Origin of the sequence: Yunchengibacter salinarum (assembly GCF_037658235.1) — a bacterium.
In the GTDB taxonomy this organism is placed as follows: domain Bacteria; phylum Pseudomonadota; class Alphaproteobacteria; order Sphingomonadales; family Kordiimonadaceae; genus Yunchengibacter; species Yunchengibacter salinarum.
In genome coordinates this window covers 133,336-152,984 of the sequence record NZ_JBBJLN010000002.1, presented here as the reverse complement: position 1 = coordinate 152,984, position 19,649 = coordinate 133,336, and the positions used below count along the sequence as shown (strand labels likewise).

14 protein-coding genes, 1 pseudogene and 1 riboswitch are annotated in these 19,649 nt (G+C 65.1%); of the genes and pseudogenes, 5 read left to right on the top strand and 10 right to left on the bottom strand.

What is annotated here, in order from left to right; translation table 11 throughout:
• Positions 1-32: 32 nt before the first annotated feature.
• From gcvPB to WGH93_RS02865, 5 genes are all read right to left on the bottom strand, one after another.
• Positions 33-1,595: an aminomethyl-transferring glycine dehydrogenase subunit GcvPB gene (gene gcvPB, locus WGH93_RS02885; protein ID WP_374763349.1), complete on the bottom strand. Its 1,563-nt coding sequence runs from the start codon at positions 1,593-1,595 to the stop codon at positions 33-35.
• Positions 1,592-2,944, bottom strand: coding sequence for an aminomethyl-transferring glycine dehydrogenase subunit GcvPA (gcvPA, locus tag WGH93_RS02880; protein WP_374763492.1), 1,353 nt, complete (start codon positions 2,942-2,944; stop codon positions 1,592-1,594). The genes gcvPB and gcvPA overlap by 4 nt, the downstream gene beginning before the upstream one ends.
• 54 nt (positions 2,945-2,998) lie before the next feature.
• Positions 2,999-3,370 (bottom strand): glycine cleavage system protein GcvH, encoded by a 372-nt coding sequence (gene gcvH / locus WGH93_RS02875; RefSeq protein WP_374763348.1) that lies wholly within the window; start codon positions 3,368-3,370, stop codon positions 2,999-3,001.
• 60 nt (positions 3,371-3,430) lie between these two features.
• Entirely contained in the window at positions 3,431-4,564 is a 1,134-nt protein-coding gene (gcvT, locus tag WGH93_RS02870; RefSeq protein WP_374763347.1) for a glycine cleavage system aminomethyltransferase GcvT, read from the bottom strand.
• 58 nt (positions 4,565-4,622) lie between these two features.
• Positions 4,623-4,726, bottom strand: a riboswitch (glycine riboswitch).
• 543 nt (positions 4,727-5,269) lie between these two features.
• Positions 5,270-6,649: an OprO/OprP family phosphate-selective porin gene (locus tag WGH93_RS02865; RefSeq protein ID WP_374763346.1), complete on the bottom strand. Its 1,380-nt coding sequence runs from the start codon at positions 6,647-6,649 to the stop codon at positions 5,270-5,272.
• Between the two features lie 127 nt (positions 6,650-6,776).
• Between WGH93_RS02865 and WGH93_RS02860 the strand changes: the two genes are divergently transcribed.
• On the top strand, positions 6,777-7,550 hold the full coding sequence (locus WGH93_RS02860) for a serine hydrolase (RefSeq protein WP_374763345.1): 774 nt from the start codon (positions 6,777-6,779) through the stop codon (positions 7,548-7,550).
• A gap of 19 nt (positions 7,551-7,569) precedes the next feature.
• On the opposite strand, the gene WGH93_RS02855 is transcribed toward WGH93_RS02860, so the two are convergent.
• Positions 7,570-7,980 carry a response regulator gene (locus WGH93_RS02855; protein ID WP_374763344.1) on the bottom strand — a complete coding sequence of 137 codons (411 nt, stop codon included), beginning with the start codon at positions 7,978-7,980 and terminating at the stop codon, positions 7,570-7,572.
• A gap of 142 nt (positions 7,981-8,122) precedes the next feature.
• Between WGH93_RS02855 and WGH93_RS02850 the strand changes: the two genes are divergently transcribed.
• Positions 8,123-8,929, top strand: coding sequence for a prepilin peptidase (locus WGH93_RS02850; protein ID WP_374763343.1), 807 nt, complete (start codon positions 8,123-8,125; stop codon positions 8,927-8,929).
• A 24-nt stretch (positions 8,930-8,953) separates the two neighbouring features.
• Here WGH93_RS02850 and WGH93_RS02845 read toward each other — a convergent pair whose 3' ends face one another.
• On the bottom strand, positions 8,954-10,684 hold the full coding sequence (locus WGH93_RS02845) for a cation:proton antiporter domain-containing protein (protein ID WP_374763342.1): 1,731 nt from the start codon (positions 10,682-10,684) through the stop codon (positions 8,954-8,956).
• 269 nt (positions 10,685-10,953) lie between these two features.
• On the opposite strand from WGH93_RS02845, the gene WGH93_RS02840 reads away from it, so the two are divergent.
• Together WGH93_RS02840 and WGH93_RS02835 are read left to right on the top strand one after the other, a co-directional pair.
• Positions 10,954-11,493 carry a PAS domain-containing protein gene (locus WGH93_RS02840; RefSeq protein ID WP_374763341.1) on the top strand — a complete coding sequence of 180 codons (540 nt, stop codon included), beginning with the start codon at positions 10,954-10,956 and terminating at the stop codon, positions 11,491-11,493.
• 480 nt (positions 11,494-11,973) lie between these two features.
• Complete coding sequence (locus WGH93_RS02835; RefSeq protein WP_374763340.1) at positions 11,974-12,870, top strand: transporter substrate-binding domain-containing protein; 897 nt, start codon at positions 11,974-11,976, stop codon at positions 12,868-12,870.
• Here the strand turns inward: WGH93_RS02835 and metH are convergent.
• The 3 genes and pseudogenes from metH to WGH93_RS02820 form a co-directional block, all read right to left on the bottom strand.
• Positions 12,864-16,601, bottom strand: a pseudogene (gene metH / locus WGH93_RS02830) (methionine synthase). The gene WGH93_RS02835 and the pseudogene metH sit on opposite strands and share 7 nt — an antisense overlap.
• Positions 16,598-17,563: a methylenetetrahydrofolate reductase [NAD(P)H] gene (metF, locus tag WGH93_RS02825; RefSeq protein ID WP_374763339.1), complete on the bottom strand. Its 966-nt coding sequence runs from the start codon at positions 17,561-17,563 to the stop codon at positions 16,598-16,600. Before metF ends, metH begins: the two are co-directional and overlap by 4 nt.
• A complete protein-coding gene (locus tag WGH93_RS02820) occupies positions 17,553-18,554 on the bottom strand; it encodes an ArsR/SmtB family transcription factor (protein WP_374763338.1) in 1,002 nt (333 codons plus the stop codon). Before WGH93_RS02820 ends, metF begins: the two co-directional genes overlap by 11 nt.
• Before the next feature lie 255 nt (positions 18,555-18,809).
• Between WGH93_RS02820 and WGH93_RS02815 the strand changes: the two genes are divergently transcribed.
• The gene (locus tag WGH93_RS02815) at positions 18,810-19,607 is read left to right on the top strand and encodes an MlaA family lipoprotein (RefSeq protein WP_374763337.1); all 798 of its coding nucleotides are present in this window, start codon (positions 18,810-18,812) and stop codon (positions 19,605-19,607) included.
• Positions 19,608-19,649: the final 42 nt, after the last annotated feature.

The window sequence follows — 19,649 nt, the reverse complement described above, 5'->3', positions numbered from 1 at the left end:
CTGTGGCGGGACGGCGGTAGAGACGGCGTGTCTTATTCCGCTGCGGTCTGCTGCTCTTCCTGCCAGCGCAGCACCGGGTGGCGGGCGGCGCGGGTTTCGTCCAGCCGCTTTAAGGGGGCTGAATGGGGCGCGGCGGTGAAGCGCTCCAGCTCCCCCGCCTTTGCCGCGCGGGCCAGACCTTTCAGGCTGTCCACGAACTGATCCAGATCGGCCTTTGATTCCGTTTCCGTCGGCTCCACCAGCATGGCGCCATGAACCACCAGCGGGAAATACATGGTCATGGGGTGGAAGCCCTCATCGATCATGGCCTTGGCGAAATCCAGCGTGGTCACGCCCGAATCCTTCAGGAAACGGTCATCGAACAGCACCTCGTGCATACAGGGGCCGTCAAAGCTGGCGCTCAGATCGTCTTTCAAGCGCGCCAGCAGGTAATTGGCATTCAGCACCGCGTCTTCCGCCACCTGCCGCAGACCGTCGCCGCCATGGCTGAGCATATAGGCCAGCGCCCGCACATACATGCCCATCTGCCCCTGAAAGGCGGTCATGCGGCCAAAGGCGGGATCATCCGGGCCGTCCGGCCATTCCTTCAGCCGCAACCCTTCGCCGTCCCGCACGCAATAGGGCAAGGGCACATGATCCTTCAGCCGGTCGGAAAACACCACCGGGCCGGAGCCGGGACCGCCGCCCCCATGGGGCGTGGAAAAGGTCTTGTGCAGATTGAGATGCATGGCATCGACGCCCAGATCGCCGGGCCGCACCTTGCCCACAATGGCGTTGAAATTGGCCCCGTCGCAGTAAAAGAAGGCCCCCGCCGCGTGCACCGCTTCGGCTATGGCGATCATGTCCCGCTCGAACAGGCCGCAGGTATTGGGGTTGGTGATCATCACCGCCGCCACGCTGTCATCCAGCGCCTCCCGCAGCGCGGGCAGGTCCACCCGGCCCGCATCCGTCGCCGGGATGGATTTCACCCGGTAGCCGCAAAAGGCCGCCGTGGCCGGGTTGGTGCCATGGGCCGAATCCGGGCACAGCACCACCTTTCGGGCGTCACCACGGGCTTCCAGCGCCGCGCGGATCGCCATGATGCCGGTCAACTCCCCGTGCGCCCCCGCCTTGGGCGACAGCGCCACGGCGGGCATCCCGGTCAGTTCCGTCAACCAGCGGGAAAGCTCTTCCATCAGTTCAAGCGCGCCCTGCACCGCGCCCATGGGCTGCAACGGATGCAGGTCCAGGAAGCCCGGCAGGCGGGCCAGCTTTTCATTCAGCCGGGGATTGTGCTTCATGGTGCAGGAACCAAGCGGAAACAGCCCCATGTCGATGCCGTAATTCTTCTGGCTCAGCCGGGTATAATGGCGCTGCACCAGCGGTTCCTTCAGGCCCGGCAGCGCGGGCGGCGCGGATCGTTCCAGCCCGGCCATGTCCAGCGCGCCATCATCATCGAAACCGGGAAAGTCCACGCCGGTCTCGCGCGTGTCGCCAATCTCGAAGATCAAGCCCTCCTTCAGATCCAGCCCGCGATGACCGGAAAAGCTCTCATGGTCTTCAGGTTGCGTCATCGCCACCGGGCTGCTGGGCCGGCCCTGCGTATTCATGCTCATGCCAGTGCCTCCCGCATTGCCGTCTCAAGCGCGGCAATGTCCGCATCGTCGCTCAGTTCCGTGGCGGCCAGAATCAGCAGATCATCCAGGCCGCGCCCCGGATAAAGCCGGGACGCGGGCACACCCGCCATCACGCCGTCCGCCGCCAGCCGATCCACCAGCGGCGCGGCGGGGCCGGGCAGCCGCACGGTCAGTTCGTTGAAAAAGGCGGGCGTGAGCACCGCCACCCCCGGTACACGGGCCACGGCATCCCGAAGCGCCTGCGCCCGGCGATGGTTCCAGCGCGCCAGCCTGTGCAGGCCGGTGCCGCCCAGCAGGCTCATATGCGCGGTGAAGGCCAGCGCGCACAGGCCCGAATTGGTGCAGATATTGGACGTGGCCTTTTCCCGGCGGATATGCTGTTCCCGCGTGGATAGGGTCAGCACGAAGCCGCGCGCGCCGTCCGCATCCACCGTTTCGCCGCACAGGCGGCCCGGCATCCGACGCAGAAACTTGTCCCGCGTGGCGAACAGGCCCAGATAGGGCCCGCCGAAATTCAGGCCGTTGCCGATGCTCTGCCCCTCACCCACCACGATGTCGGCGCCCATGGCGCCGGGCGGTGTCATGGTGCCCAGCGACACCGCTTCCGTGACCACCACCACAAGCAGGCTGCCATTGGCGTGCACCGCCTCGGCCAGCGCCGTCAAGTCCCGCACATGGCCGAATACGTCCGGGTTCTGCACCACCACGGCGGCCACGTCCCGGTCCAGCTTTTCGATCAATGCCGCATCGTCGCGGGCCGCATCGTCCGGCGACGGGAACAGCACGTCCACGCTTTCATCCAGAAAGCGGGTCATGGTTTCGGCAACAGCCGTATAGTGGGGATGCAGATTGCCCGCGATCAGCGCCTTTTTCCGCCGCGTGGCGCGCAGGGCCATCAACACGGCCTCGCCGCAGGCGGTGGAGCCGTCATAAAGGCTGGCATTGGCCACATCCATGCCGGTCAGCGTGGCCACCTGGCTTTGAAATTCGAAAATGGCCTGAAGCGTGCCCTGGGCGATTTCCGGCTGATAGGGCGTGTATGCGGTCAGGAATTCACCGCGCTGGATGATATGATCCACGCTGGCGGGTACATGATGGCGATACGCCCCGGCGCCCAGAAAGAACGGCCCCGCGCCCGCATGAACATTGCGCGCGGCAAGCCGGGCAATGTGCCGCTCCACCTGAAGCTCGCTCTGATGGTCGGGCAGGTCCAGCGCGGGGTTCAGCGCGCTTTCCGGCACATCCCGGAACAGATCATCCACATGATCCACGCCGATGGCCCGGCGCATGTCCGCGCGGTCGGTCTCGCTCAAGGGCAGATAACGCATCATGCTCTCCCGTCTTGTGGGCACCCCCTTTGCGGGCGCCCGCGGTGCGCGGCCTCAGTCCAGCGTGGCGACGAAATCCGCATAGGCCGCCGCATCCATCAGGCCTTCCAGTTCACTGGAATCCGACAATGTCATGGTGAAGAACCAGCCATCCCCTTCCGGGCTCTCATTCACCTGTCCCGGCTCGTCTTCCAGCGTGGCATTGATGCCGGTCACCGTGCCGCCGACGGGCGCATACACCTCGCTCGCCGCCTTGACCGATTCCACCACGGCCACCTCATCGCCCCTGGCGAGCGTGCGGCCTTCTTCCGGCAATTCCACGAACACCACATCCCCAAGGGATTTCTGGGCATAGTCGGAAATGCCCACCCTGGCTTCCTCACCGTCAAGGCGCACCCATTCATGGTCCTGTGTGTATTTGATCATGCTTGTCCCCCTCTTGGGCCTTGATGGCCCTGTGCTTTCGTGTTCAACCCTGAGCCTGTCTCAACCCTGGCGCTTATAGCCCGCCTCGCGGAACGGCATCGTCGTCACCGTGGCGGGCAGCGGCTTGCCCCGCACCGACACGGACACCGCCGTGCCCGGCGCGCTCAGGCCATGGGGCACCACCGCCATGGCAATGGGATGACCCAGGCTGGGCGCGTATCCGCCACTGGTGACCACGCCCACCGCCTCGCCGCTTTCATCCAGCACGCTGTCGCCTTCCCGCGCCGGGCGCCGCCCGTCCAGCGTCAGGCCAACGCGCACCCGCGCAGGCCCCTTGTCCAGCGCCGACAGGATGCGATCCGCCCCGGCAAAGCCGCCGCTGCCCCGCCGCTTCTTCGACACGGCAAAGGCCAGCCCCGCTTCAACGGGGTCCATATCCGCATTGAAATCATGACCGGACAGGCACAGCCCCGCTTCAAGCCGCAGCGAATCCCGCGCCCCAAGCCCGATCAGGGCCACCCGGTCGTCCCGCAGAAGCCGCTGGGCAAAATCCGGCGCCTCGTCCGCGGGAATGGAAATCTCGAAGCCGTCCTCCCCTGTATAGCCGCTGCGGGACAGCCAGCAGACCACGCCTTCAAGGGTCATCATGGTGCCCTGCATGAAGCCCAGATCCCGCACATCCGGCGCGATGGCCGCCAGCACGTCCTCGGCCTCCGGCCCCTGAAGGGCCAGAAGGGCATGATCGTCATGGGGTTCCAGCGCCACCCGGTCACCAAGCGCGGCCTCTATCCGGTCATAGTCCTGCTCCTTGCAGGCGGCATTGACCACGATATAAAGCGACCCTTCCGGGTCCAGCAGGCGGGTGACCATCAGGTCGTCCACAATGCCGCCCCGGTCGTTCAGCAGCAGTGTATAGCGCATCTTGCCGGGTTTCAGGCCGGTCAGGAATCCGGGCGTGATCTCTTCCAAAGCCGCCGCCGGGTCGCCGCCATCGGTGGCGCGCACGGTGGCCTGCCCCATATGCGACACGTCGAACAGGCCCGCATGATTGCGGCAATGGGTGTGCTCGGCGATGATGCCGCCCTCATATTGAAGCGGCATGGAATAACCCGCAAAAGGCACCATTCGGGCGCCCCGCGCCATGTGCAGCGGGGTCAGCGGAGTGTGCTTCAGGTTTTCCGTCTGGTCGGACACGGTCGCTCTCCCCGGTCAATGGGTACATTTGGTCCGGGCGTGCATCGCCCGGCCCGTCCGCACCCCCTCTGTCATGGAACCTGAGAGATTGACCCGCACGGCTGGCGGGCTTTCCCCTTCGGTGAGCGCGGCACCGCCACGCTGCTTTCCAGAGTGTCTCACCCGGCGCGGTCCTGGGTGCCTGAGAGTTTCCGGGGCGGTTGCTCCTTCGGCGCCGGGCCACCTGCGTGGCCGGTCTCTCCCGCGTGGGTACATCCGATGTTTCACCGGATGGCGACCGGGCCAGAAGATGGAACGCGCGGCGCACGCTGTCAATTTCTCTTTTTGCCGCTCGCGCCTTGGCCGCTGGCGCGGCCCGGCTTTGTTTGCGCTCACGCAAGCACGCTCGCGCGTGCGCTCCGCGGGGGCGCCGCAGGGGCGGCGGGGCGCGGTCGCGCCCTCCGCTCATCCCGCGCAGTGGCGGGATGGCGGTAGAGGCGGCGTTGGTGCGGGTGGGAAGCTGTTTTTCCGCTCACGCAAGCACGCTGGCGCGTGCGCTCCGCGGGGGCGCCGCACTGGCGGCGGGGCGCGGTCGCGCGCTTGGTTTACCGCTCACGCTTGTTCGCTGACGCTCACCGCTCCGCGAGGGCGCGGCACTTGCCGCGGGGCGCGGTCGCGCCCGTCGGATGGGTCTGTATTTGGATAAGTCCGTGTTTGCGCAGTACATCAGAAGTGAACGGCGGTGCGCAGCAACAGCACTTCCGGGTCGTCCTCAAGGCCGGTCAGCGGATCGCGGGACTGGATGAAGCTGTAATTGGCCATGAACCGCACCGAGCGGGTCAGGAACCAGTTTAGGCCCAGAGTCCAGTCAGACATCACGCCGCCCGGCATGGCGGGACCGTCGAACAGGTCCAGTTCATGATAACGCACCACCATTTCCAGGGCACCCGGCCCGCCATCGGCCAATGACTGATTGGGGATCACCTTGCCGAACACACCGGCAGTATTGCTGTAGGGGCGATGTTCGCCGGTCAGGAATATGCCCACCTGGCCATAGCCCCCGTCCGCCGACAGGCCCGAACCGGCGCCGTCGCGGTCGATGTCCATATGCTTCCATTCGCCCTGCCAGGTCACGGGCCCCAGCGCACCGGCCAGTTCCGCGCCCCATGTGGTGGTCCGGTTGATGCCGGCCAACGTGCCCGTATCGATCAGACGGTCCCCGCGCGACAGCCGCACCACCGGGCGGGTCCGCAACCGGAACACGTCGCCGTTCACATCCTGGTGCAGCACATTGACCCCCAGATGCAGTCGGGCATCCGGCGTGACCACCGGGCGCCATACCGCCCGCCCGGCGACCATCAGCCCTTCATCGGCCACGGGGTCCTTGTCGGAATCCTGCGCGAACAGGCCAGCGGACAGGGTGTGATGGCGGCCCCACTGTTCCACCTGCGCGCCGATCCTGTGGCGGGGCAACAGGGTCGCATTGACGCCGGCGATATCGAAGGTCCGCTCCCGGCTGCTGGTATTGAAGGCCATGTCGGCCCTGGGCTTTTGCTGGCCGATGGTCAACCGGCTGTGGTCACCCGGCTGCCAGCGCGCATAGCCATTGACGATCCGGGCGCGGCCCAGCGAGAAATCGGATTCCACCCGGAAACTGATATCGGGGTTCAGCCTGCCGCGTAAATCGATCCGGGCCCGGCGGAACGCGGCATCGTCCTGAAAGTCGCGCCGGTCATCCTTGAAAAAGGCCAGGTCGGTTTGGAGCATACCACGGATGCTGATGCTTTCGCCGCTGTCCGCGTCCGTGACCGTCAGGCCCGGATTGATCTTGACCCTGTAATCGGCCTGCGCCCCATCCTGCCCGGCATCGGCCTTTGTAGTCGCTTTTTCCTGACGGGCTGAAAGGGCCACACCGTCCGGCGCATCAGCCGCCTTGTCAGGCCGTTTGAGGGCGTCGAGGCGGCTTTCAAGCGCGGCGATGGTCTTTTGCTGGGCGGCCACAAGGGCTTCCAGCCGGGCGATACGATCCTTCAGGCCACCGTCCTGCCCCCATGCAGCGGCGCTTGCCAAAACCCAGACCAACACACCAATCATAAGGAAACGCATGGTTCTGTCCCAACTGCTGCCCTGTCATGTCCCTTCAAAAACGCTTGCAGTGCTACTGCACACACATCCAGACTGCAAGGGCATAGCCAACAAGGCAGACCCCTTTTTCCCGCAGCACCGGATCAGCATGAACACCACAGACCAGACCATTCAGGCCGCCATCAGGCGCTTTGCCAGCGGCGGCGCGCGGCGCAGCGTGGCGGTGCAGCGCCTTGAAGATGGTGCGCCCCTTCTGCATGAAGCGGGCCACGCACCCCGCCCGGCGGCCAGTGTCATCAAGCTGGCCCTGGCCATCGCCGCCGAGGAGGCTTTCCAGGCCAACCGGCTGAACGGCGATGAGACCCGCCGCGTGGCCGACCTGCCGGACACCCGCTATGCCAGCGTCATCCACGGCCTGTCGCCGGACCATCGGCTGTCGCTGCGGGAAATGCTGCACCTGACACTGATCACCAGCGACAATCCCATGACCACCTGCCTTCTGGATGCGGTGGGGATGGCGGCTGTCAATGCGGTCCTCCGCCGGTTGGCGGCACACCCGGAAAGCCGCATGGATGTGGGGTTCGATGAAACGGCGCTTGGCCCCAGGGGCCGCGCCAACCGCCTGACGGCGGCGGACGCGATCGCCCTGATGGCCCATATCCATGCCCATTATCCGACGCTGGAAGCGGCCCTGGCCAGCAGCCTGCGCAACACCCGGCTGAGCCTGTTTCTGGACGAGGACTGGCACGCGCCGCACAAGACCGGCAGCCTGAACGGCGTTGTCAATGATGTGGGGATGGTGGCGCACAAGGGGCGCGGCTTTCTGATCGCGGTGCTGACGGACGGCGAAGCCGACCCCGTGGCCACGGCCCGCACTATCGGAACCCTGGCCCGCGCCGTCGCGGATGCGGTTCTGGTGTAACCGGGCACCGCCGGTCAGATCACACGCCCAGCACCTTGGCCAGCTTGCGTTCCAGCGATTCCAGCCGCAGGGGTTTCAGCAAATAGCCCTGCGCCTTAACCTTTTTCGCCTGCAACACGTCATAGGCGTCGCTGCTGGAAGTGAGGAAAATGATCGGCGTATTGGCTTTCTTCGGCGCATAGCGCACATTGGCGCCCTGGCGCAGGGACTGGGCAAAACCGTGGCCATCCAGCTTATCCATATGGATATCGCACAGGATCAGGTCGAAGTTGCGCTTGTCGAGCAGGCGCAGCGCTTCCGAGCCGTCCGCGGTCTCCGCCACGTCACGCACCCCCAATTGCTTGAGCAGCTTGATGGTGAGCTTGCGAATGACCGCTTCGTCATCCACAACAAGAACGCCCGCACGCATGAACGCCGGATTGGACGGCATGACGGCCCCTTTTATACTAACAACCTTAGACTGTCCCACTGAAAGAGTGGCCGCAATCTAGGCAGTTTCCTGACCGTAAACAAGATGCAACTGCATGATCACCGGCCCCTGGCCCCGATGCGCATTCCCGGAGTTCCGCCCCATGCCCGACACATCGCTACCCCCTTGGGCGATCGCCATGGTCCTGATGGTCGCCCCCTTCATGGGCAGCTTCGCCGCGCTGGTGGCCGACCGTTTGCCGGAAGGGCGCGGCTGGATCACCGGGCGGTCCCGCTGCGGGGCGTGCCAACACCCGCTTGGCCCGCGTGATCTGGTGCCGACCCTGAGCTTTCTGGCGCGGCGCGGACGCTGCCGTTACTGCGGTGCCCCCATCCCCCGCCACCTGCCGCTGATGGAAGGCGCCGCCCTGTTGATCGCCCTGCTGGCAGTGCTGACCGCATCCGGCGCTGTTGCCCTGGCGATGGCGGGGCTTGGCTGGTGGTTGCTGGTACTGGCACGGATCGACCTGACCCATTGGCGCCTGCCGGACAGCCTGACCCTGCCGCTGGTGCCCATCGGCCTCGCGCTGGCCTGGGCGCTGCCCGAGGTGCGCGATCCCCTGGCCCGCAACGGGGCGGAAGCGGTCATCTGGCATCTGGCCGCCGCCGGTTTCGGTTTCCTGCTGTTCGAAGGGCTGCGGCGATCCTATCGCGCGCTGCGGGGCCGCGAGGGGCTGGGCGGGGGCGACAGCCGCCTGATGGCCGGGGCGGGTGCCTTCACCGGCCCCCTGGCGCTGCCACTGATGATCCTGATGGCCGCCCTTTCGGCCCTTTTGGTGGCGGGAATCGCCCGGTTGGCGGGGCGGACAGTAACCGCGGGCACCGCCCTGCCCTTCGGCCCCGTGCTGGCGCTGGCGCTTTGGCTTACATGGCATCCGGCGATACGCGCGGTGATGCTGGGGCTGCCATAAACGCACGAGCGCGACCGGCCCCTGTTACAGCAATTCCTGGCTGCGCTGCGTATCAATGCGGCGGGTAACGAGGTCTTCCGTCAAGCCGGCCCCTTCCATCACGCGGGCGGCGAGCGACAGGCTGGCCTCGATCGTTTCGGGCACGGCCATCGTCGCCCCCGCATCCCGCAGTTCGCGGGCGTGCTGGCGGTGCCGGGCGCGGGCATAGATCGGCAGGTCCGGCGCCATGAAGCGCACCGCCTCCACGATCTCGCTGGCGGCTTCGGCATTGTTCAGGGTCACCACCAATGCCTGGGCACGTTCCACATGGGCCGCTTCCAGTATGGCCGTGCGGGCGGCATCGCCATAATAAACCGGCAGATTGTCCTTGCGCGCGCGGGTCACATTTCCTGGGTCCGTATCAAGGCCCACAAAAGGAATGTTCTCCGCGTCCAGCACATGGGCCAGTGTGCGGCCAACGCGGCCAAACCCGGCAATCACCACATGGCCTTCCACCTCGTCCACATCCTCCGCGCCGGGCACAACGCCATGGGCCGGGTCTTCTGGCCTGATGGCGGCTTCCAGCCGATCGCCCAGCCGTTGACCCACGCTGGCGATTGCCGGTGTGGCCAGCATGGTCAGCCCCACCAGAAGCAGCAGATACTGGTGCTCCGGCTCACTCAACACCCCAAGCGTGGCCGCCAGGGCGGAAATGATAAAAGCGAACTCCCCGCCCTGGGGCAGCAAAAAGGCCATTTTCAGCCCGGTATGCCGGGGCAGGCCATAAAGCCGCGCCAGAACGGCCAGAATCACCCCCTTCAGCAACAACAGGCCAAGGGCGCCGCCGATCACCGGCAATGCGCCATCCAGCACCATGCGGGTATCGATGCCCATGCCCACGCTCAGGAAGAACAGCCCCATGAGCAGGCCCTTGAACGGCTCGATCTGGACCTTGATCTCATGTACGAACTCGGTCTCGGACAGCAGCAACCCGGCAAGAAAGCCGCCCATGGCCATGGACAGGCCCGCCGCGCCCGTGATCACCGACAACCCCACCACCACCAACAGCGTGGTGGCCATGAAAAGCTCCACATTGCGGGTCTGGCTGACCATGCGGAACAATGGCCGCAGCAAAAGCCGCCCGCCGCCATAAATCAGCAATATGGCCAGCACCGCCTGCCCCAATGCCAGCAAGAGCGCCTGGCCCACCTGCCCGTCCGACTGCTGGCCCAACATGCTGACCACGAACAGGATGGGCACCACCGCCAGATCCTGAAACAGCAGGATGGAGAAGCTGGCCCGCCCGAATCGGGTGGCAAGCTGGCGCTTTTCCGACAGAAGCTGCACCCCCATGGCCGTGGACGACAGCGACAGTGCCGCCCCAACCACCACCGAAGCGGAAGCCGACAGGCCCAGCGTGCGGGATAACAGGAAGACAATCACGCCCGTGATCACCACCTGAAAACCGCCCAGCCCGAACACCAGGCGCCGCATTCGCCACAGGCGCTCCACCGACAGTTCAAGCCCGATCACGAAAAGCAGGAAGATCACGCCCAGCTCGGCAAAGGTCTGGACACTTTTCACATCCGAAATCACCACATGGGACAGCGCCGGCCAGCGATCCACCAGCAGGCCCAACCCGTTGGGCCCCACCAGCAGACCAACCACCAGATAGCCCAGAACGGGCGATATGCGCATACGGTGAAAAATCGGCACAACCAGACCGGCTATGGCCAGAAAGACCAGTCCTTCCCTGATATACGGTATGCTGTGCATGAATTTTGCCCTGTAACGCGCAGAGATGTAACAGGCCCCGCAAGCCCTTGTGTGGACCTAGCACGGCGGGGGCACCCGGTCCAGCGACCATCCCCTTTGGCGCCAAGAAGAAGCGCTTAAAATTTGAGCCTCGTTTTAAGAACCTTTTAAAAGAATTCTGACAGGCTTTCACTGAAACGTGAGGTGCGCGTGATGCCCCGGCACAGGAAGCGCACATGGCAGGACGACCAGAAGGTTGGTCATGGCACCTCGGAAAGGGTTTGGGATCGATGGTATTGCAAGGCGCGGCAAACGCTCTGAATGAAACCACCTTCCACCCCACGGCGCGGGATATCTGGCACCCCATGCTGAAGCGCCTGTATGCCTATTGGGAAGGGCTGGCGGCCAGCGGCCTGCCCGCGCGGCGGGACATCCACCCCAGTGACATGCGGGGCCTGCTGGGAAACATCGCCATATTGAAGCTGGAAGCCCCCGCCAGCGATGCCACCGCCAAATCCGCCCACCCCGCCTTTCGTGTCAAACTGATGGGCACCCGAATGAGCGAGGATTTCGGGCGGGATCTGACCGGCAGCCTCGTGGACGACGTGTTTCCATCGGAAACCATCAACCGGCTGCACCGCCTGATCGATGATGCCGCCCCCTATTTCGCCAGCAGTGTCCGCTTGGGCGGCGGGCCCATTCTCCAGCGCCAGACCGCGCAGCACTATTCCGCATTATGCCTGCCCCTGGCGGATGACGGCACAACCCCGAACCAGGTGCTGGTCGGCCTGTATTTTCACCCTCTTTTCGCTCTTGAACGGCCTGCTTGAAGGGCTTTGTTTTCCGCTCACGCAAGCGTGCTGCGCACGCGCTCCGCGAGGGCGCCGCATGGGCGGCGGGCCACGGTCGTGGCCTCCGGCGCTGTCGTAGGGCAGCACCGGTAGAAGCGACGCCGGTGCGGGTGGGTCCGCGTGTGCGGGGCGGCATGGTGGCAGGAGCGACAGGCGCGACGGTGATGGGTCACACTTGCTGTCTTTGTGGATTTCTGATGCCGGTTTTTGCTATAAACTGAGGTCAGTCTGACCCTGGCGTCAGATTCCGGCGTCATCATCATTCCGCAGTGGAGGGGCATTATCGCCACCGTTTTCAGAGTTCACCGTGCGCACAACCCGAAGCCCCGACCCCGGCTGCTGTCGGCCCTGTTGGCAAAGGGTGCTGACGTGCGACGGTGCGTTACAGGCTTGAGAAGGCCGCCCCTCAAAAGCCTGAGGCGGAGCGCTCTTGCGCTTGGCGCCCTGGCTGGTGGCGCCATGGCACCGGTCGCGGCGGAAACCTTCACGCTTCCGCACTGGTCGGAGGGCACCTATCATCACGGCCTGCTGCAAATCGCGCTGGACCACGCGCCGGGCGCGCACCAGTTGCGCTTTGCCAGAGCGCCGGAAACCACACAGGCCCGCTATGCCCGCATCATGGCCACCGGAAATGCCGATTATGACACGCTGGCGCTGGCCTATAGCCCGCAGCGGGATGACCGCCTGAAGGCCGTCCCCATACCCCTGATCCGGGGGATGCTGGGCTATCGGCGCCTGCTGATACGGGCTGACCGGGAATCGCTCACCCACGGGGCGGACGGGAAAGAAATCCCGGCGCGGGATCTGGTGCTCGGCTCCGCCCCCACATGGCCCGACACGCAAATCCTGAAGGCCGGGGGATTCCGGCTTTTCACCGCCACCTATGACAAGCTCTTCGATCTTGTGCGTCGAGGCCGGGTGGATGCCCTGCCCCGAAGCGTTACCGAAGTCGCCATGGAACTGGCGATCGCCAACCGGCAACCGGGCAAGGCAAGGATTCGGGTCGCCGATGACCTGATCCTGGCCTATCGCAGCCCGCTGTTCTTTTATGTGCGTGCGGACGACACGGCCCGCCAGCGCATCATCACAAAAGGGTTGAAGGCCGCTTATCTCAGCGGTGCCTTCATGCGCCATTTCAATGCCGATCCGGGCGTGCAAGACACGCTGGACCTGATCGCTAGGGGGCAGGCACGGGTGGTATGGCTGGACAACCCCCTGCTGTCGGCCAGCGTGCGCGCCATACCGGACAAGTACTGGCAGGCGCCGCCCTGCGTGCCGCCCCAGTGCACACCCATGCCCGCCATGGGGGGCGGGCACGGTATCATTCCCCACAACCGCGCAAGATGGGATCAATAGGCGAGATTGGGCCGCAACCACTGCTCCGCCTGCGCCATGTCCACGCCGCGCCGGGCCGCGTAATCAGCCACCTGATCCCGGTCCAGCTTGCCCACGCCGAAATAATGGGCGTCCGGGTGCGCGAAATAATAGCCGGACACCGCCGCCGTGGGCAGCATGGCGAAGCTGTCCGTCAGGCTGACATCAATGCTCTCCCGCGCGCCCAACAGGTCAAACAGGGCGGGTTTTTCGCTATGATCCGGGCAGGCGGGATAGCCGGGCGCCGGGCGGATGCCCTGATAGCGTTCCTGAATGAGCGCTTTATTGTCCAGCGCCTCATCGGGGGCATAGCCCCAGAATTCAGTGCGCACCCGCTGATGCAGGCGCTCTGCGAAGGCTTCCGCCAGGCGATCCGCCAGCGCCTTGAGCATGATCTCGTTATAGTCGTCTCCCGCCTCCTTGAAGCGGGCCAGATGCGGCTCGATGCCATGGCCGGTGGTGACACAAAATCCGCCCAACCAATCGTTCGGGCCGTCTTTGTCCGCCACGAAATCCGCCAGGCAGTCATTGGCCCGCCCGGCGCGCTTGGCCACCTGCTGGCGCAGGCAATGGACCCTGCCCACTTCCTGCCGGCGGGCTTCATCCCCGTATAGCGCGATATCGTCCCCCACCCGCATGGCGGGCCAGAAAGCCACCACGCCCCTGGCGGTCAACCATTTCTCCGCCACGATCCGGTCCAGCATGGCGCGGGCATCATCGAACAGGCTGCGGGCGCTTTCGCCCACCACCGGATCTTCCAGAATGGCGGGATAACTGCCCGCCAGTTCCCAGGTGCGGAAGAAGGGGGTCCAGTCGATCCGTTCCACCAGGTCCTCAAGGGGATAGTCGTCCAGAACCTTCGGCCCCAAAAAGGCGGGCTTTACCGGTTGCCAACCGTCAAAGGAAACGGTTGCGGCATTGGCCCGCGCGGCATCCAACGATACCAGGCGGTCGGTCTTTGGCCGGGCGGCGCGTTTTTCCCGCGCTTCCCTGTACTGGGCAGCGGTATCGGTCACCAGCTTTTCCCGGTAGCCTTCCGAGACAAGATGCCCCGCCACGCCCACGGCGCGGCTGGCATCCAGCACATGGATCACCGGGCCGTCATAGGCGGGGTCGATCTTCACCGCCGTGTGCACCTTGCTGGTGGTGGCACCGCCGATCAGCAGCGGCATGGTGAAGCCCGCGCGCTTCATTTCCTCGGCCACCGTGACCATTTCATCCAGCGACGGCGTGATCAGGCCCGACAGGCCGATCATGTCCGCGTCATGCTCCTTCGCGGCCTTCAGAATGTCGGCGAAGGGCACCATCACCCCCAGGTCGATCACCCGGAAATTGTTACATTGCAGCACCACGCCCACGATATTCTTGCCAATATCGTGCACGTCGCCCTTCACCGTGGCCATGACGATGGTGCCCTTGGGCCGGGCGCCTTCGGCTTTTTCCGCCTCGATGAACGGCTGAAGATGGCCCACGGACTGCTTCATCACCCGCGCCGACTTGACCACCTGCGGCAGAAACATCTTGCCCTCGCCGAACAGGTCCCCCACCACGTTCATGCCGTCCATCAGGGGGCCTTCGATCACATCCAGCGGCTTTGCGGCGTTCTGGCGCGCTTCTTCCGTGTCTTCGATGATAAAGTCCGTAATGCCTTTGACCAGCGCATGTTCCAGCCGCTTTTCCACCGGCTGGTCGCGCCAGGCCAGATCGGTTTCCCGCTTCACGCCGCTGCCCTTGTAGCGCTCCGCCATGTCCAGCAGCCGATCCGTGGCATCACTGCGGCGGTTCAGGATCACGTCCTCCACCGCTTCCTTCAGGTCGGCGGGAATGTCGTCATAAACGGTCAACTGCCCGGCATTGACGATGCCCATGTCCATGCCCGCCCGGATGGCGTGATACAGGAACACGCTGTGCATGGCCTCCCGCACCGCATTATTGCCGCGAAAGGAAAAGGAAATGTTGGACACACCGCCGGACACCCGCGCATGGGGCAGCGTTTCCTTGATGATGCGGGTGGCTTCTATGAAATCCAGCCCGTAGCGGTCATGCGCCTCTATGCCCGTGGCCACGGCAAAGATGTTGGGGTCGAAGATGATGTCTTCGGGCGGAAAGCCCACCTTGTCCACCAATAGCCGGTAGCACCGGGTGCAGATGGATACCTTGCGCTCCACCGTGTCGGCCTGGCCCTTTTCGTCAAAGGCCATCACCACCACCGCCGCCCCGAAACGGCGCAGGGTTTCCGCCTGCTCGATAAAAGGTTCCTCGCCTTCCTTCAGGCTGATGGAATTGACCACCGCCTTGCCCTGCACGCATTTCAGCCCCGCCGTGATCACCGACCATTTGGAACTGTCGATCATCACCGGCACGCGGGCGATGTCCGGCTCCGCCGCGATAAGCTGAAGGAAGGTGGTCATGGCCTCCTCCCCGTCCAGCATGGCATCGTCCATGTTCACATCGATGATCTGGGCGCCGCCCTCCACCTGGTGGCGGGCCACGCTGACCGCTTCTTCATAATCGCCGTTCATCACCAGCTTCTTGAAGCGGGCGGACCCGGCCACATTGGTGCGTTCGCCGATATTGATGAACTGGGCGGTGGATTGGGTCATGGGGCGGGACTCTCTCTTGCACACAAAATTTCGGGAAGCTCAGGCGCTCAGCACCAGCGGGTCGATCCCGGCCAGGCGCAGGCTGTGGGGGTCGCCGGGCAGAACGCGCGGCGGCTTGCCCGCCACCGCCGCCGCAATGGCGCGGATATGATCGGGCGTGGTGCCACAGCAGCCGCCGACAATGTTCAGCAGCCCCTCATCGGCCCAGGCGCCCAGATGCGCGGCGGTAATGTCGGGCGTTTCCTCATATTCCCCCATTTCATTGGGCAGCCCGGCATTGGGATACACGCACACACGGGTTTCGGCGATGCGGGCGAGCGTGGCGGCATGGGGGCGAAGGGCATCGGCCCCGAAAGCGCAGTTCAGCCCGATGGAAAAAGGCGCCACATGGCGCATGGAATACCAGAAACTTTCCACCGTCTGCCCCGACAGATTGCGGCCAGACATGTCGGTCAGCGTAACCGACAGCATGATCGGCAGCGTGACCCCGCGATCCGCGAACACCTGCTCGGCGGCAAAGGCGGCGGCCTTGGCGTTCAGGGTGTCGAACACGGTTTCGATCAGGATGATGTCCGCGCCGCCTTCCATCAGGCCGTCGATCTGCTCGGCGTAAGCCGCCACCACCTGATCGAAGGTGACCTCCCGATAGCCCGGATTGTTCACATCGGGCGACACCGACAGCGTCTTGTTGGTGGGGCCTACCGCACCGGCCACGAAGCGGGGCCGATCCGGCGTTTCCGCCATGGCCGCATCGGCGGCTTCCCGCGCCAGCCGCGCGCCGGCCACGTTCATTTCCCGCGCCAGTTCCTCCATGCCGTAATCCGCCTGGGAAATACGGGTGCTGTTGAAGGTGTTGGTTTCCACGATATCCGCCCCGGCGGCCAGAAAATCGGCGGTCAGGCGGCGTATCATGTGCGGTGCGGTCAGGTTCAGCAGATCATTATTGCCCTTCAGATCGCTGGGCCAGTCAGTGAACCGGTCACCGCGAAACTCGGCCTCGGTGGGCTTCTGGTACTGGATCATGGTGCCCATGGCGCCATCCAGCACCAGAATGCGCCGGTCGGCCAGCGCCGTCAGTTCGGCGGTCTTTTCGCTTGCGGGCGGGGTCATCGGGCGGTCTCCTGTTCCGGTTCCGGGGTCGCGTCCCTCGTGTCGGGGCGCAGGCCCAGCATGTGGCAGATGGCATAGCTCAGCTCAGACCGGTTCAGCGTGTAGAAATGGAACTGGCGCACACCGCCCGCGTGCAGGCGGCGGCACAGCTCCCCGGCCACGGTGGCGGCCACCAGATTGCGCGTCTGCGGCTGTTCGTCCAGCCCCTCGAACAGGCGGCCCAGCCAGTCCGGCACGGTGGCCCCGCACGCCGCCGCGAAGCTGGACAGCGTTTTGAAATTGGTCACGGGCAGCACGCCGGGAATGATGGGCACATCGATTCCATGCTTCTCGCAGCGGTCCAGAAAGCGGAAATACTGGTCCGGCTCGAAAAAGAACTGGGTGATGGCCTGGCTGGCCCCGGCATCGATCTTGCGCTTGAGATTGTCCATCTCCGCCTGCCAGTCTGGGCTGTCGGGGTGCTTTTCCGGGTAGGCGCCCACGGTCACCTCGAAATCGCCAATGCGCTTGATCCCCGCCACCAGATCGGCGGCATTGCGATAGCCGCCGGGGGTGGCGTGATAGCCGTCCCAGTCCGGCGGGGCATCGCCGCGCAGCGCCACGATATGCCGCACGCCCGCCGCCCCATAGCGCCGGATCACGGCATCCACGTCTTCCCGCGTGGCATCCACGCAGGTCAGATGGGCCGCCACGTCCAGGTCGGTCTCGGCGATAATCCGTTCGATGGTGCGATGGGTGCGCTCCTTGGTGGAGCCGCCCGCGCCATAGGTAACGGAAACGAATTTCGGCCCAAGCGGCCTCAGTGCCGTTACCGAATCAAACAGGCGTTCCGCCATCCTGTCCGTCTTGGGCGGAAAGAATTCGAATGATACGGCCACGTCCCGCGCCTCTTCGGCAAACAGGGTGGGCGACAGATGGGGCGGCAGCGCCGGTCTCTCGCGCCCGCTGGGGTCATGCCACATGCGATGTATTCTCCTTTGTCGCTTGGCCGGCTTGCCCTGTCCGGTCGTTTTCCGCCGTCTGGTCGGGCTTGTCGAAACGCCAGACCGTCACCACCAGCCGATCCCCGGTCAGGTGGCGTTTTTCCACCGGTATCAGACCGGCTTCCCGCGCCCAGCCCGCCATCTCATCCACCGAAAAGCCGAGCCGCCGGTGCGCGTGCACGGTGCGCAGACTTTCTTCCTCATGCGGGGCGAAGTCGGCCACCAGCAGGCTGCCCCCCGGCGCCAGCACGCGCGCGGCTTCCCTTAGCGCCAGCCCCGGCTGTTCGGCGAAGTGCAGCACCTGATGGAAAATCACCAGATCATTGCCGCCCGCCGCCACCGGCAGATCGTACATATCGCCCAGCGCCACCCGGCAATGGGCCAGGTCGGGCCGTTCAAGCTGGCGACGGGCCACGGCCAGCATGTCGGGGGAAATGTCCACGCCCACGGCCTCGCGGGTGTGGTCCCGGAACACGTCCAGCATCCGCCCGGTGCCGGTGCCCACATCCACCAGCCGCAAATCTCCGCCTTCGGGGGCCAGTGCGATCAGGGTCTGCTCCACCTCCGCCTCCGGCACATGGAGCGAGCGCACGGCATCCCACTGGTCCGCATTGGCCCGGAAATAGTCCTGCGCCGCGCGGAACCGTTCCGCCCGGATCGCATCCAGCGCGTCGGCATCCGCCGCCAGCAAGGGATCGTGCGACGGGGTCAGCGCCAGCAGCGATTCGGCCAGTTGGCGGCCCACACCGTCGGCGGCCAGCCGGTAGAACACCCAGGCGCCATCGCGGAACCGGGTCAGCAGCCCGCCATCCACCATCAGCTTCAAATGGCGGGAGACACGCGGCTGGCTCTGGTCCAGAATGCGGACCAGATCGCTCACGGTCAGTTCGCCCCGCGCCAGAAGCGCCAGGATGCGAAGCCGTGTCGTCTCCCCCGCGGCGCGCAGGGCTGCCAGAAGATCGTCCACCATTGCCTGTTCCGTTTCCGCCCGGCGATCCGGGCCCCATACCAGCCACAGGGCTGATGAGGGCTCATATATAAGGAAATCTTTATATCTGTAAAGGCCCTTCTCAAGATCGCCTGGAAAAAGGCCGTGGTCACGCGGCTTTGATAAGGCGGGGGCATCTGTTGACCGGACCCCCCTTGCCCCGGCGCCGGTTTCGCGCCAGTGTCGCCGCATTGATCCCTGTTCGCCGCCATGCGGCATCACCATCTGGAGGCGGCTGTGACCTCTCACATTCGGCACACACGCGGCGCGGACTCCGCGCTCAAGCGAATCACGCTCGGCCTTTGCCTGACATTGCTTACCGCCTGCGCCGGTGGCACGGAACCGAAAAACGCATCCGGCATTCATGACCCTTATGAAGACATGAACCGGGCCGTTTTCGCCTTCAACAAGGTGGTGGACCGCAACCTGCTGGACCCGGTGGTCACCGGCTATAATACCGTGGTGCCCGAACCGGCGCGGGACGGCGTGTCCAACGCCATGCGCAACCTGCGCGAACCGTGGACCTTCCTGAATGATCTGCTGCAGGGCAATTTCGGCCGCGCCGGCACGGCGCTGGGGCGCTTCGTGATCAACACCACGCTGGGTATTGGCGGCCTGTTCCGGGTGTCGGACGAAATGGGCATCAAATATCACAATGAAGACCTGGGGCAGACCCTGGCGGTCTGGGGCGTGGATCGGGGGCCCTATCTGGTGCTGCCGCTGCTTGGCCCGTCCAGCGTACGGGATGGCGCGGGCACCGTAACCAGCTTCTGGGCCGACCCGGTAAGCATCGCCGCGGATCGGGCCAATGAAAAGGGCCTGCAACTGGGGCTGGTGCTGACCAACGGCCTGTCACTGAGGGCCGACAATGACGGCCTGATCGACAGCCTGTATCAGGAAGACGATCCCTATATCTTCATGCGCTCCACCTATCGCCAGAACCGGGAGTTCCAGATCCGCAACGGCAAACGCGCCAAGGAACCCAGCGAGGCCGACGCCATCTTCGACGCGCTGGAAGAAGAGGATGGGGGCTGACCCCCTGCGCTCCCTTCCCAACCGGCGCCCGGCCACCGGGCG